15 protein-coding genes and 2 pseudogenes are annotated in these 14,574 nt (G+C 35.3%); 12 read left to right on the top strand and 5 right to left on the bottom strand.

Annotated features, from left to right (window positions below):
* Positions 1 to 103 precede the first annotated feature (103 nt).
* From KPL44_RS21545 to KPL44_RS21530, 4 genes are all read left to right on the top strand, one after another.
* Positions 104 to 787 (top strand): ABC transporter ATP-binding protein, encoded by a 684-nt coding sequence (locus KPL44_RS21545; RefSeq protein WP_216254689.1) that lies wholly within the window; start codon positions 104 to 106, stop codon positions 785 to 787.
* Entirely contained in the window at positions 784 to 3,372 is a 2,589-nt protein-coding gene (locus tag KPL44_RS21540; RefSeq protein WP_216254687.1) for an ABC transporter permease, read from the top strand. The genes KPL44_RS21545 and KPL44_RS21540 overlap by 4 nt, the downstream gene beginning before the upstream one ends.
* Positions 3,373 to 4,247: 875 nt before the next feature.
* Positions 4,248 to 5,180, top strand: coding sequence for a hypothetical protein (locus tag KPL44_RS21535; protein ID WP_216254684.1), 933 nt, complete (start codon positions 4,248 to 4,250; stop codon positions 5,178 to 5,180).
* Between the two features lie 42 nt (positions 5,181 to 5,222).
* Positions 5,223 to 5,438 (top strand): hypothetical protein, encoded by a 216-nt coding sequence (locus KPL44_RS21530; protein ID WP_216254680.1) that lies wholly within the window; start codon positions 5,223 to 5,225, stop codon positions 5,436 to 5,438.
* 53 nt (positions 5,439 to 5,491) lie between these two features.
* Here KPL44_RS21530 and KPL44_RS21525 read toward each other — a convergent pair whose 3' ends face one another.
* Complete coding sequence (locus KPL44_RS21525) at positions 5,492 to 6,391, bottom strand: polysaccharide deacetylase family protein (protein ID WP_253201898.1); 900 nt, start codon at positions 6,389 to 6,391, stop codon at positions 5,492 to 5,494.
* A gap of 309 nt (positions 6,392 to 6,700) precedes the next feature.
* Here KPL44_RS21525 and KPL44_RS21520 point away from each other — a divergent pair, with 309 nt between their 5' ends.
* From KPL44_RS21520 to KPL44_RS21510, 3 genes are all read left to right on the top strand, one after another.
* Positions 6,701 to 7,138 carry a LytTR family DNA-binding domain-containing protein gene (locus tag KPL44_RS21520; RefSeq protein ID WP_216254677.1) on the top strand — a complete coding sequence of 146 codons (438 nt, stop codon included), beginning with the start codon at positions 6,701 to 6,703 and terminating at the stop codon, positions 7,136 to 7,138.
* Between the two features lie 12 nt (positions 7,139 to 7,150).
* Positions 7,151 to 7,588, top strand: coding sequence for a DUF3021 family protein (locus tag KPL44_RS21515; protein ID WP_216254675.1), 438 nt, complete (start codon positions 7,151 to 7,153; stop codon positions 7,586 to 7,588).
* 150 nt (positions 7,589 to 7,738) lie between these two features.
* The gene (locus tag KPL44_RS21510; protein WP_216254659.1) at positions 7,739 to 8,293 is read left to right on the top strand and encodes a hypothetical protein; all 555 of its coding nucleotides are present in this window, start codon (positions 7,739 to 7,741) and stop codon (positions 8,291 to 8,293) included.
* A 153-nt stretch (positions 8,294 to 8,446) separates the two neighbouring features.
* Here the strand turns inward: KPL44_RS21510 and KPL44_RS25535 are convergent, their stop codons facing one another.
* Complete coding sequence (locus KPL44_RS25535) at positions 8,447 to 8,692, bottom strand: hypothetical protein (protein ID WP_253201897.1); 246 nt, start codon at positions 8,690 to 8,692, stop codon at positions 8,447 to 8,449.
* A gap of 64 nt (positions 8,693 to 8,756) precedes the next feature.
* Between KPL44_RS25535 and KPL44_RS21505 the strand changes: the two genes are divergently transcribed.
* Positions 8,757 to 9,758, top strand: coding sequence for an alpha/beta fold hydrolase (locus tag KPL44_RS21505; RefSeq protein WP_253201896.1), 1,002 nt, complete (start codon positions 8,757 to 8,759; stop codon positions 9,756 to 9,758).
* A 4-nt stretch (positions 9,759 to 9,762) separates the two neighbouring features.
* Here the strand turns inward: KPL44_RS21505 and KPL44_RS26225 are convergent.
* Positions 9,763 to 9,880, bottom strand: a pseudogene (locus KPL44_RS26225) (IS91 family transposase); the annotation flags it as partial.
* A 122-nt stretch (positions 9,881 to 10,002) separates the two neighbouring features.
* Here KPL44_RS26225 and KPL44_RS21500 point away from each other — a divergent pair.
* The 4 genes from KPL44_RS21500 to KPL44_RS21485 all read left to right on the top strand — a co-directional run bounded on the left by KPL44_RS21500 (position 10,003) and on the right by KPL44_RS21485 (position 13,364).
* Positions 10,003 to 10,716 (top strand): PadR family transcriptional regulator, encoded by a 714-nt coding sequence (locus KPL44_RS21500; protein WP_216254653.1) that lies wholly within the window; start codon positions 10,003 to 10,005, stop codon positions 10,714 to 10,716.
* Positions 10,717 to 10,838: 122 nt separating this feature from the next.
* The gene (locus KPL44_RS21495; RefSeq protein WP_216254648.1) at positions 10,839 to 11,585 is read left to right on the top strand and encodes an ABC transporter ATP-binding protein; all 747 of its coding nucleotides are present in this window, start codon (positions 10,839 to 10,841) and stop codon (positions 11,583 to 11,585) included.
* Between the two features lie 13 nt (positions 11,586 to 11,598).
* Positions 11,599 to 12,345 (top strand): ABC transporter permease, encoded by a 747-nt coding sequence (locus tag KPL44_RS21490; protein ID WP_216254645.1) that lies wholly within the window; start codon positions 11,599 to 11,601, stop codon positions 12,343 to 12,345.
* Positions 12,345 to 13,364: an ABC transporter permease gene (locus tag KPL44_RS21485; protein WP_216254642.1), complete on the top strand. Its 1,020-nt coding sequence runs from the start codon at positions 12,345 to 12,347 to the stop codon at positions 13,362 to 13,364. The genes KPL44_RS21490 and KPL44_RS21485 overlap by 1 nt, the downstream gene beginning before the upstream one ends.
* 40 nt (positions 13,365 to 13,404) lie before the next feature.
* On the opposite strand, the gene KPL44_RS21480 is transcribed toward KPL44_RS21485, so the two are convergent.
* Together KPL44_RS21480 and KPL44_RS21475 are read right to left on the bottom strand one after the other, a co-directional pair.
* Entirely contained in the window at positions 13,405 to 14,163 is a 759-nt protein-coding gene (locus KPL44_RS21480; protein WP_216254639.1) for a GNAT family N-acetyltransferase, read from the bottom strand.
* A 173-nt stretch (positions 14,164 to 14,336) separates the two neighbouring features.
* Positions 14,337 to 14,574: pseudogene (locus KPL44_RS21475) on the bottom strand (glutamine amidotransferase); the annotation flags it as partial.

Below are 14,574 nucleotides of genomic sequence, written 5' to 3'. Positions count from 1 at the left end.
TAAAATTTGTAAATGGTACTTAGTTCTGCCGCACAGCAGGAATTAGAGAATTAAGTTGAAGGTTCTATTATATAGTTAAGACATGAGAAAGGAGACTCACATAATGGAGTTTTTAAAAATTGAAAATTTATGCAAAATCTACGGCAAGGGCGAAAACCAAGTTAACGCGCTTGACCATGTTTCGCTTACAATAGAAAAGGGGGAGTTTACTGCAATCATAGGCTCCTCAGGCTCCGGCAAATCCACATTGCTTCACATCATCGGCGGCGTGGACGTGCCGACAAGTGGAAAGGTGTATTTGGACGGGCAGGATGTATATGCCAAAAACAATGAAAAACTCGCCATCTTCCGCAGGCGGCAAGTCGGACTGATTTACCAGTTTCACAATCTCATTCCCACCCTGACTGTGGTGGAAAATATCACCTTGCCTATCCTGATGGACAAGCGCAAGGTTAACGAGGAACGGTTGAATGACTTGCTCGAACTGCTTGGTCTAAAAGACCGCAAAACGCATTTACCCAACCAGCTTTCGGGCGGTCAGCAACAGCGCGTTTCCATAGGACGTGCTTTGATGAACGCCCCCGCAGTCATGCTTGCCGACGAACCCACGGGCAGTTTGGACAGCAGAAATGGACATGAAATCATCAAGCTGCTGAAAGAAAGCAATAAAAAATACAGTCAGACCCTGCTCCTCGTCACGCATGACGAAAATATAGCCCTGCAAGCAGACCGCATTATCGGTATATCAGATGGAAAAGTAGTGCGAGACGAGAGGGTGAGACCATGAACATTTTTAACAAAGTTACTCTGCAAGGCATGAAAAAGAGCCGCACACGGACAATTGTCACGATTATCGGAGTTGTTCTGTCCGCTGCCATGATCACTGCCGTAGCCACCTTTGGCGTTTCGCTGCTGAACTATCTGGCAAACGGAGCGGCCCAGAAATACGGCGGCTGGCACGTGGAGTATTTTAATGTTGATTCCTCTTTCGCACAGGAACGAACTCTCGACAATGAAGTTTACAACACCGCAACATTTGAAAATATTGGCTACGCAAAACTTGGGGGAGGGAAAAATCCCAACAAGCCGTATCTTTCTATAGCTGGATTTAGCAAGAAGGCCTTTGATACCTTGCCCATAACCCTTGTTTCAGGCAGATTGCCGAAAAACAGTGGGGAGATTCTTGTCCCAGCACATGTCGCGGCAAATGGCGGCGTTAAATTCGAGGTGGGCGACAAGCTTTCACTTGCTGTTGGAAGCCGCATGAATGGTAACAAAAATCTCGGTCAACACGACCCTTACATTTCGGGGAGCAAGCCAGGAATGGTCAAAGAAACTCTTGTGCCAAAAGCCGAAAAAACCTACACGATTGTCGGTATTTGCGAAAGACCCAGTTTTGAGGAATCTTCCGCACCGGGATACACCTTGATAACAAAAGCAGATACACAAGACAAAGCGGACAGCTTAAACCTATTTGTCACGCTTAAAAACCCGCGGGGTGTTCACACTTACGCAAGCAGCACGGCCGCAAGCCATAGCTATGTCTTTAACGATAATGTGTTGCGCTTCATGGGTCTTTCGGAGGATAAGTTGTTCAACTCGCTTCTGTACTCGGTTGGCGGCATTTTGCTTGCCTTGATAATGATAGGCTCGATTTTTCTGATTTATAATTCGTTCAATATATCGCTGAACGAACGCACACACCAGTTCGGGATTCTCTCGTCGGTTGGAGCCACAGCGAGGCAGCTTCGAAATTCGGTGCTGTTTGAGGGACTTTGCATTGGTGCGATCGGCATACCTATTGGCGTTATTGTTGGTATAGGCAGTATCAGGCTTGTGATTTCCGTTGTCGCCGGGAATTTCGGTAACGTTATGTACAGTAACGTACCTTTAACATTGACAGTTTCCATCCCAGTAATTGTCGTTGCGGCGGCGGTCAGCATGGTTACGATTCTGATTTCGGCCTATATCCCGGCCAAGAAGGCCGCAAGCACTCCTGTTATGGAGAGCATTCGCCAGACAAGCGAGGTCAAAGTTGAATCAAAAGCCGTGAAGACGTCAAAACTGGCGCAGCGTATTTACGGTTTGGAGGGAACCCTTGCGCTAAAAAATTTTAAAAGAAACAAGAAACGTTATCGCAGCATTGTGCTATCACTAATTTTAAGCGTAGTGCTTTTTATATCGACCAGTGCTTTTGTAACGGATATGAAACAGGCGGCGGAACGGTCAGTAGTGGGCAGTGACTATGACATCTGTTTTTCCACGCAGGACATGAACAAAAGCGAAATATTTCGCCTTTACGACAAATTGAAAACCGCCGACGGTGTTTACGAAAGCTCGTATCAAGCGATTATGACGTATTCATGTGCGGTTAAGGCAAGCAACTTTTCAGACCGTTACCGGAAATACGCGGGTTATAATTTGCCGGACAAAACGCTTAATCTGCCAATGAAGATCCAGTTTATTAAGGACAGCGAATATCTGCATTTTATTAAAGGCTTGGGCTTGCCCGCAAAGGAATATACCGGGCAAAATGCGAAAATGATCGCCGTTGCGAAAGTCAAAAAGGTGGATAACACGAAAGACGGGAAGAGCGAGATGATTGATATGTTCGCAAGTCGTTCTATGAATTTTACAATCGCTCCCGAAATAAATGACAAGCCGAAGATAAAGCAGGCGCAAAATATAAACATTACGTTTGTTGATGCATATCCGATTGATCCGCTCCCAATGAACTCTTACAAGGCGAGTCCATACGTTTTTATGATGGTTGCCCCATATCAGCTAAAAGAGAAGTTTGAAACCCCTGCTACCCACGCGAATATGGGATTAACCTTTAGGTCAAAGAATTCTTCGAAATCGGTGACTGAAATGGAAAAGATGATTAAGGGTGCGGGAATTACATCCGAGTATACCTTGTATAATGTGAATAAAATGCTTGATGAGAGCCGCAATTACGTATTCATTGCCAACGTGTTCGCTTATACTTTTATAATTATGATTTCGCTGATTGCGATTGCTAATGTGTTCAACACAATTTCCACTAATATCAAGCTGCGCCGGCGAGAGCTTGCCATGCTCCGCTCTATGGGGATGTCTGAACACGATTTCCAAAAGATGATGAATTTTGAGTGTGCCTTTTATGGAATGAGGGCGTTGCTTTTCGGGCTTCCCATATCGGTAATCTCTTCTTGGCTGATTTACAAAGGGATGGTTGGCGGCGGTGCGGATATCAATTTTGTGTTCCCATGGGTCAGTATTGGAATCAGTGTGTTCAGCGTGCTATTTGTGGTGTTCATTACAATGCTGTATTCCATTAGCAAGATAAAAAAAGAAAATATTATTGACGCGCTTCGGGATGACATGAATTGATTGGTTTTAGAGTTGAAGAACACCTTTCAAAAGAATACAATGTTGCAAAATCTACGATTGATGGCTATGTTCATCGCACTCCTATAAGATTGTAAAAATAGTATTTAATGGTATAATAAAATGACAAAACGAAATTTTATTTATATCGCTAAAATTTAAATGGTAAGGAGTGAAACACTAATATGATAATGAAAAAGAAAAAGATGCTGGCTTCGTTGACCATGTGCTTTGCACTCATGGCGGGGATGACAAACACGGCGGGTGCTGCGACGTCCTCCAACACATCGAACTTTATGAAGGCTCTCGGTAGTAACACGGGTTTTGATACGTTCGACTCGGTGCAACAAACTTCTGATGGGGGGTACATCGCTGCGGGCTCCTTTCAATCAGCAGACGGCGATTTTGCCGGAGTTAGCCATAAAGGCTTAGATGATGCGACCCTCGTTAAGTTCAACAGCAATGGTTCAACTGGGTGGATCAAATCTATCGGAGGCACGAAAGGTGATATGTTTAATAGTGTGCAGCAGACTTTGGACGGCGGATATATCGCTGCGGGTTGTTCTGAGTCAACTGACGGTGATTTCGATGGAGTTGGTAATAAAGGCTCTCTCGACGCGACTCTCATCAAATTTAACAAAAACGGTACTACCGAATGGATTAAGGACATTGGAGGAAAAAACATTGATAGATTTTATTCCGTACAGCAGACCTTAGATGGCGGATATATAGCTGCGGGTTATTCTGAGTCCAGCAACGGCGATTTTACTGGAGTTAGCAATAAGGGCTCCGCTGGCGCAATTCTTGTAAAATTCGATAAAAATGGCACCACTGAATGGATCAAGAATGGAGGCACGAAAAGCGATGTCTTTGATAGTGTGCAGCAGACTTCGGACGGTGGGTATATCGCGGCGGGTTATACTAAATTTGGCAATAAAGGTACAGATGATGCTATTCTTATCAAATTCAATAAAAGCGGCGCTACTGAATGGATCAAGGATGTCGGCGGCTCGGATCGTGATAGATTAAATAGTGTGCAGCAGACTTCAGATGGTGGGTATATCGCAGCAGCTTATTCTGCGTCAACCGACGGCGATTTTACTGGAGTTAGCAATAAAGGCACAGGTGGCGCGATTATCATCAAATTCAACAAAAGTGGCACCACTGAATGGATCAAGAACTTTAGCGACTCAGGTTTTGCTGGCTCGGAGTTCTGTAGTGTACAGCAGACTTCGGATGGTGGATATGTAGCGGCAGGCACATCTTTCTCAACAGGTGGCTACCTTGTAGCGGGATATGAGAAGATGCTTCTTGTTAAATTCAACAAAGGCGGAACCAGCGAGTGGTTCAAGAGCTTCGGCGGCGCAAAGTGTGGTGATAAGTTTAAGTCTGTGCAGCAGACTTCGGATGGTGGATATGTTGCGGTTGGTGATAGCACTGATGGCGCTACACTCATAAAATCTGATAATACTGCAATAACTGTTGATTCAACTGCACTTAGACCAACTGGGGTAAATGCTTCAGCTGTATCCAAAATTGATCTTGTGTCAACTCAATTAACAAATACAGGGAATAACACAGCTACATTCAAATACAAAATATTAAATACAGCTGGTATAAACATCACTCAAAAAATTCCAGCTTCCCAAATAAAGGCAGCTGCATCTGTAAATTCATCAATAACCTTGGATCCATTAACTGGGACAGGTACTATAACATTTGCAGCTTCCTATGATGCTTCTAAACCAATCAGTATTACATTAATAGATCCGGCAAGTAGCATAACTAAAACCTCAACTATTAATAATTAAGTTAAACTCATAAAGCAAGCTCCGAGCCTTGATATATAAGGATTGGAGCTTGCTTTATTTATTAAGCTTCCGTGGAAATTTTCCCGATTTATCTTAAATGCATTGCCACTGGTATCATCAAAAATTATAAATGAAGTGTCTGGATTTCAGTTTGACATGGGGATTTGGAGACCATATGCAGTTATGGTAAGTATGGTTTTGGTGCTTATTGTATTTGGTATGTTGCTTAGTCATGTAGTTTGCAGAGAGGAAATATAATTAATATATAACTCCTACTTATAGAAGTGGGAGACTTTCCTTCTGAATTATCGTTAAAATGAAAAAGAGTCTACTATATTTTTTTTGGGTTTAGAAACTTTACGTCCAAATACCTTCGTACTATCAGAAGCACTTATCCATACCCTATGTAATGAAAATATACCATTCTTTTTAGAGGACCAGCCATTTTTAGTGGTGAAAGCCATTTTGTAACCAGCTTCTTTCAATGCCTCAATTGCGTTTTTGTTGAACCCGCCATAAGGATATGCAAAGAAATTTATTTTTTTATTTAATGTTTTTTCAAGATGTTTTTTAGATTGAATTAACGTTTTTAGTTGGTTATCCTTAGAAATCAATTTTAAATTATCATGATGTGCAGTATGACTTTCTATATCTACACCATATTTGTCCATTTCTATAAGTTGTTTAGATGTTAGCATATTGCTATGTACATCAATAAGGGAACTAATTACAAAAATTGTTGCTTTAAATTTATACTTTTTTAGAACAGGAAACATAGCCGTATAATTATTATCATATCCATCATCAAAAGTAATGACTACAGATTTTTTAGGTATTGGAGTATTATTCATAAGGTACTCATACAAGTTTGTAAGTGTTATAGTATAATAACCGTTATCCTTTAAATATTTCATTTGCTCCTCAAATTTTTTTATTGGAATACAAATAGGATTACCTTTATCATAGCTAATTGAGTGGTACTGTAGAACTGGAATACTCTTTCCGTAAGGTTTAATATCAGTAGTATTATCGAAACCAGGTATGGTAGAGCTTTCAATTGGTTTAGCTTTAATTACAGGTGTAGCTACAACCGTTGGCTTAACAGGGTTTGTTTTTTTTATTGTAGTGGATGTAGTCCTTGAACACCCAACGATAGAGAGTACAAAAATAAATATAAATATGAAATATAATTTCTTTTTAATAGCAATCAACTCCTTTTTAGAATGTGTTTGTTAAATATAAAACAATACTTATTACTTATTTTATAATATTTTATAAATAGGTATAATTCAATATTTAAAGCCTTAAACGTCATTATTTGAACATAAAACGCCATTTGGGGGGTTCTTTTCAGGTCAAATTATCGGAATTATTGAATTGTGAGAATGTAAAGTAATAACAAAATTCTTAATTAAATCATCTCCTGGGACGCTGAAATTACTAATTTCTAAAGAATTGTAAATATACTTAATTTATGGTAATTATGGTATGATTGAATAACTATAAAGAAAGAGGTAACCATGAAAATATCTATTGAAGAAATTGATAAAAATAAGCAAGAGGAAATTATCATTAAATGTCATGAACTAGATGACGAAGTTTTGCAAATTCTAAAGCAACTACAGACAAGTAATGATGTATTAATTGGTTATGATGGAGAGACTATACATAGAATTAGGCGGGAAAATATATTTTATTTTGAGGCAGTAGACAATAAGGTATTTATATACTGCAAAGAAAAGGTGTTTGAATCAAAGCAGAAATTGTATGAACTGGAGGGAATATTTGAATTCAGAAATTTCTTTCGTGTCTCTAAGTCAACAATTGTAAACATTGCAAAAATTTCTTTTGTACAACCCTCACTAAGCGGCAGGTTTGAGGCAACTCTAGATAATGGAGAAAAAGTTATCATATCTAGGCAATATGTGTCGGTTCTAAAAAAAAGATTAGGATTGTAGGAGGAAGAAAACATGAAGGTATCAGAATTTATAAAAAAGCTTATAAAGGATTATTTTGTTATATTTGGGGTAGTTGTTTTTGTAGTCACAGCATTAAACAGTGAATCGGGATTTTCATTAAACATAAAAGACTTATATACAGTTATGATTGGCGCATTGGCAGGTGACCTGACGAGTTTTATTCTTTATTCTCCAAATGAAATGAGTGGGAAAGAGACACGTGTCAGAATTTGCATTCACTTCATTACACTTGAGGTGATTCTTTTATTATTAGCTCATATTTTGGGGATTGCCGGGGAATACATCCAGTTAGCCAAATTTGCGATTGAAATTGCAGTTATCTATTTGGTAATCCGTTTTTTAAGTTGGCAGGTATATAAAAAGGATGCAAAAGAAATTAACGTAAAATTGGAAAATATAAAAAAGTTAACTAGTCATTCCGATAAGTAGTAAATGAATAAATATTTGTGGTGTAAGCTACAGCTTGCTGCCCTTTTTTAACCACTTACTGATACCCTATGACGACATACCTATTTTGATATTTACATTAGTTTTTCTATGATGTATATTTTTTTTATGATTTAAAAAGGAGGTTTCAAAATGGGTAATTTTCAAGTAACACCATTAAGCAATATTGTAATTGTAATTTCATTAATTATATATATTATATATATTCAAGTTGCTGAAAGGAGATTTAAAGCAAAAAAATATGTTGTTTTACCAATAGTTTTTATATGGCTTACAATTTCAGTGATTAAAAAAATCAAAGGTGGTATTGAACAAGCAGCTCCAGGAATAATAATGCTTATAGTAATTGGATTAATATGTGGTGTTATTGCTGGCTTCATTACAAAAATATACCGAAAAGAAGACGGAAATCTTTATATAAAAGGTGGCTGGCAAATGCTTCTTTTTCTCATTATATCACTTCCTATAAGAACGATTTTGAGCCATTTAATTACAAGTTTACCTCAAGAAATAGGATTAGATTATGCAACAGCTTATCTTCTAAGGCTAACTTTTTTATTTATAGGAAGAACTATAGTTATATACATGAGAGTACCTGATTTTTGGAATGTTATTCATTCACAAAGAGAAGAGAGAAAATTAAGAAGAAAAGAGAGGAAATTAAGAAGAAAAAGCAAGAGAAAATAACTGGAACAAAAAATGGTACAATTTATTTAAAAGTTAGTTCGTATTCATAAAAAATGCTCAGTAAATATTATTAAGTTTTGTTAAGGAGGATAGGATGAAGTCTATATTAAAAAAAGAAACAGTTCTTCATGGGCGGAAAAGCTATTGGTTGCTTCAACTACGTTTTCTTTTACCCTTACTCACAGCACTTATAATAGCTTTGTATGCTATTGTTATACGTCCATATCTTATGCTTACGATGAAAACTGTTCCTATAGAGTTAGGGTTTGCGTTCATATTGATTATTTCGCTGACTGTAACAATAGCAACTCTGGTTATCTCAATTTTGATTACAGTAATTATTGCTGTTTGTACCCGTACAAGAGCAAAAATAATGACCTGGCTTTTGAAACTGCGCAAACAGCTTATTGTAATAGTAGCATTACTATTTGTAAATATTATTTCTATACTATGCAGCCAGTGGATGGCATACACTCCACCTATACTTGGGGAGAATGGCAAACCATTAGTGGGTAGTATTGCTATTTTAGAAAAAGTAACTCTAGGTGGCAGTAATCAATGGATAACTATCCGTGGTAAAAATAAGAATAATCCGGTACTACTTTTTCTAGCTGGTGGGCCAGGTGGAACGCAACTAGCTGCAACTAGAGAACAATTAAAAAAGCTTGAAGATAACTATGTGGTTGTTAACTGGGAGCAACCAGGGTCGGGTAAATCAATGAAGGCTATACCGCTTAAATCAATTACCCCTGAGCGATACATTTCCGATGGTCATGAACTAACACAGTATCTATGCCAAAGATTTAAACAGAAAAAAATATATGTACTTGGTGAATCACGGGGGAGTGCATTAGGTATATTGCTTGTACAACGTTACCCAGAACTATTTTCTGCTTTTATTGGTACAGGTCAGATGGTTGCATTTGCTGAAACTGAAATTCGTGACTATGAACTAGCATTAAAGATGGCAAAAGCGCAGGGAGATACAAAACTGGTTGGAAAACTTAAGAAACAAGGGCTGCCACCATACTATGGTAAAGATGTAGTTTGGAAAGTATCTTCTTACAATCAGTATTTAGGTGATTACATGACAAAAAACCCTAAAATTGAAAGACCAGGTTATAATACATTTAGCGATCTAGCAGGTCCTGAATATGGTTTATACGATAAAGTAAATTTTCTACTTGGCTTGGTTACTACTTTTAATCATGTCTATCCACAGTTATATAATGTAGATCTACGTAAGCAAGCTATAAAATTAGATGTTCCAGTTTACTTTATTGAAGGCCGCCACGATATCGACGCACCACCAGCATTGACTGAGGAGTATTTCAATGCACTAAAAGCTCCTCATAAAGAGTTTATCTGGTTTGAACATTCTGGACACAGTCCGTGGATTAACCAACGAGACAAGTTTGTTGATTTGATGGTTAATTTAGTACTGAAGGAAACAAAGATAAAGTAAATTCACAGCAAGAACAAATATTTATATCTATTCCTGTCAGCTTAAAAAGAAATTCTGCTGCACTTAACTTCTGAATTTTGGTTTTTATTTTGTACTACACCTGTAAGTTCTTTGCATCTTTTCTAAAGCTATTCTGATAATAATTATAATGTTGACAATATACAACGTTTAGTATACTGTAATATTAAAGGTTACTTATGTAATTTTAATATCACAAAATTCATATACTATATAAGGAGTAGATATGGTTAAAATACTAATTTTATTTTATTTAAACATTAAAGATACACATGGATATGAAATTCAAAAGTTTATACAAGCAAGTGGTTTTGATAACTGGACTAACATTAAAGCTGGTTCTATATATTATGCTTTAAGCAAGATGGAAAAAGCTGGTGAGATAGAGCTAGTAAGAGAAGAGACAAGAGGCTCAAGAATAAGAAGAATTTATAGAATTACAGATTCAGGAAAAAACGAGCTTAAGAAAGCTATTGAAAAAGAGCTAGATAAACCACTAGTTCCTTTGAATATAGACAAATTTATTCTACCAAGCACATTTAATAAACTAGATAAGGATGTAGCTATTAAGATAATTGAAGCACATATGAAAGAGCTTAATAAAACTTTAGAATATTGGAATTACTGGAGAAATATAAAAATCAATGGTGACAGTCCACTAGTTGAGAAAATTTCATTCGATATGACAATATGTAACTATGAATATGAGCTCAAATGGTGTAAAGCCTTAATTGAAGAATTTGATTTATATTATAAATTGAGTGAAAAAAATGAAGTTATGATCAAGAATTTTCACTTTAGTGAAATGGAAGATAAGGATAAAAAAAATATTGATATCAATAAAGCAAGTGTAGATCAATTAAAGGATATCATATTAAATAATTCATATGATGCAAAGGACGCTTTAGAAAAACTAATAACTGTTATTGGAAATAAGTAATAAACTATATTTAATCTTAAAAACAAAATAAAAATTTATTTAGCAATGATAATTCATTGTTAAATTTTAAATGTATATACTAAACGTTGTATATATAATGTTTTATATAGGAGGTAATAAAATTGGAAAAAATTTTAGAAATTAAGGGATTAAAAAAGAGTTTTGGAGAAAAGCAGGTGGTAAAAGGAATAACATTAGATATTGGAGTTAAGGAAATCGTTGGATTTCTAGGACCTAATGGAGCTGGAAAAAGCACTACAATAAATATGATCGCTACAATATTGAATATGGATGAAGGTGCAGTATTATTTAAAAATAAGGATGTTAAAGAAAATAAAGGAGAATTTAAAAAAGAGCTAGGTCTAGTTCCACAAGATATCGCATTTTTTTCGGATCTTTCTGTTTATGATAATGTAAAATTCTTTGGTTCCTTATATGACTTAAGTGGTAGTAAGTTGAAAACAAATGTTCAAGAAGCATTAGAGCATGTAGGTCTTTGGGAGAGAAGAAAGGATTATCCGGATTCTTTTTCAGGTGGTATGAAGCGACGTCTTAATATAGCTTGTTCAATAGTGCACAGACCCAAATTATTAATAATGGATGAGCCAACGGTTGGTATAGATCCTCAGTCAAGAAATAATATATTGGAAGTAACAAAAAAGTTGCGAGATGAAGGAACAACAATAATATATATATCTCATTATATGGAAGAGGTTGAGTCCATTTGCTCAAGATTAATTATAATTGACCAAGGTATAATCATTGAACAAGGTGATAAAGATGACCTTAAGAAAAAATATAAGGAAAGTGGATTAAATAGTATAGAGGAAATTTTCTTGCACTTAACTGGAAAAGAATTAAGAGATTAATGGAGGCGATGACATGAGTGGTTTTAAGGTATTATTTAATATGGGTATGAAAAGGAGAATTAAGGATTCTTTTTTGATAGGGTATGGAACTATATTTCCATTATTTTTAATAGCAATACTTGGATACATGGCATCAAATTATTATTCAGGTAAAAATGGAGTAACTTCATATTATTACTATAGCATGGTAATTATTCCATTTTGCACATTTTTAAGCTCCGTAACTCTTGTATATATTACAAGAGAGGAAAGTATGCATAAATGTGGAGAACGGTTTATTATAGCACCAATTAGTAAGACTGCTATAGTATTATCTAAAATAATCCCTTCTACGATTGCTATGATGTTTTACAATTTAATTTTAATGTTTATATGCAAATATATATTTAGTGTGAATTATAATAATAATTTTTTACAGATATTTATCCTATTTTCAATACTTGGATTAATGTCATGTGCAATTGGTACTTTTATAGGTGTAAGTACAAAAGATTTTATGCAGGTTAAAAATTTTATCAGTACTCCAATATTAATTATGGCACTACTAGGTGGAACTTTCTTTCCCATAGGATCTCTAGGAAAGGTTATAGAGATTATAAGCTATATATCACCATTAACATGGATAAACAAAGGTATATTCCTAATGAATAACGATCATAGCACTAAGCTGTATTTTATTGCTACAGGTATAATACTAGCTTTAGGTATAATATTTACCTTTGGATCTATTAAAAAGTTTAGAAAGGAGTCGTTCTTATAATGGGTATATTATTAGTAGCAAAGAATGAATTTTTAAAGAGCTTAAAATATAAAAAGAAATTGATATTAACAGTATTAATACCAGTCATTGCAGTTATAGCTGCATTAGGTATTAATAGTCTTATGAAGCCTTCTATTAATATAGGTGTAATTGATAAAGGATCAGGGAATGAATATTCAAGATTTAAAGAAAAGGCTGTTTCTATAAAAGGTTTAACTATAAAGAAAGCAAATGAAGATAGTATTAATACTGACATGATTCTTGCTAAATATTCTGCTGTAATTCAATTCAATAAGGATGAATCCTTCCAAGTAATCTGCTTAGACAATAAGGTTAAAGAAAATATTGAACAAATTATAAAGAGTTATTTTGCTAATGGTGATCTGCATGGATTTGAAGATACTTTATCCGAAATGCTAAGCGAAAGTATGACTGTAGCGCAAAGAGGTGGAGGATATATACTATTAACATTAATAATAACATGTACCTTATCCGCCTGCAATTTAATAAAGGATCAGAAAGAGGGTACATTAAAAAGGGTTTTTGTATCTCCCTATAAACCGATTATCTATATATTAGGGACATTTTTATATAATCTCCTAAACACAATTGTACAAGTGATAATTTCGGTTATTATAATAACAATATTACCTATTGATATTGGAATTAGTGCATTACAGCTACTATTTATTGGATTAACTATAGCCATTATTGCAACAAGTTTGAGTTGTCTAATTGTTAATTTGTGTAAAACCGAGCTGCAGGCAAGTTTAATTGCATCAGTAGTTTCTGTGATAATGTCATTACTTGGAGGCTCATTTTTACCTTTGGATAAAATGCCTACATTATTAAAATACGTAAGTAATGCGACAATAACAAAGTGGTTAGTTATATTTATTGAAAAAATACAGCAAGGAGTAGTTAACACTGATGCATTCGCTCCCATTGCTATTATACTAGGATTATCAATGTTAATGCTTGTAGTTGCTTGTAAATTGGGCGAAAGAAAATTTGCTTAATTTATAATAATATTTATAACCTTATATCAAATGATAAGTCTCAATTTGTTGATCTTTCAAGCATTTTTTTCAAATATCCTTCATTGAGCAAATGCACTGTTTCAAATTTGCCTTTATAAAACACAGTCCAGTTATTAAACACACAAGGAAGTCTCTTTGATTTCTCTAAACTGTCAACTGCTATTAATTCAATAGGAATGTCATTTGTCTTGCAATATGCTTCAATTTGTTTTATGCAGTTCGGTATATACGGGCACTGTAAACCATAGTAGATAGTTAGAGTTTCACTATCTATTCTCTGTGTTTTTGCAGTTGGTGCAAACTGTGGTTTTGAGCCGTCAAAAGATAACGCTAAAAGCTCATACTCGCCATCAATGGTATCTACCGTTTCAAATCCAAATTTCTGCATAAACTTTTTCTCTGAGAGAAAAGGTTTTTTCTTCTTAGAGCTAATAATGCAAACACCTGCCTTGCTTTGTTTTTTTGCGTCTGCTATACAATAATCAAGTAATTCTTTGCCATAGCCCTTTCCTTTGAAACTTCCCGAAACCCAAAGACAATAGATAAATATATAATTATCACCAACAATAGGCACCCAAGCTTTTTCAAGCGGTGTATATTCAATAAATACCTTGCCCTTTTCATTGAGTTTCCTAAAAACATGGCCTTCCGCTATTCTATCTGCAATCCATGCCTTTTTTACAGCAACACCATATTGATGTTTTTTATCGGCAATAGCGCAGCACAAATGCTCATTTGAAATATTATCTGCGTTTAAATTTATAAAATCATTTCCCAACGTTTTATCCTCCTGTTATATAATATAGTCTTCGCACCGCCATAAATTACAATTGTGTCCTTATTTGATTATACAGTATATTGAAATAATATCCAAATATTTAACATATTTAACTTTAAATTGTTTTATGCTTTTATATTTATATAAATAACTTTGATTCACTCAATTTTCTACTATTGAATCGAGCTCATCAACTCAAAGAAATATTTTGCATCTTGAGTTTTATAAAGATTGTACCAAGAATCTAAGGTTTGTGGTGAAAACACCTCTAGAATTTTCAATATGTGCAAAGTAAATTCAAGAGGAGCTATTCCAGAGGCAGTAATCAAACTTCTATCAGTTACTGCGTATTCTTGCTTATAATATTTTTCTCCTGCATAGCTTGGACAGACCATTTTAAGATATCCCAGG

This window comes from Clostridium sp. DSM 17811 (genome assembly GCF_018861905.1).
GTDB lineage: Bacteria > Bacillota > Clostridia > Clostridiales > Clostridiaceae > Clostridium_AD > Clostridium_AD frigoriphilum.
Note: the sequence above shows the minus strand (reverse complement) of the source record. Positions and strands in the feature narration are given on the sequence as shown.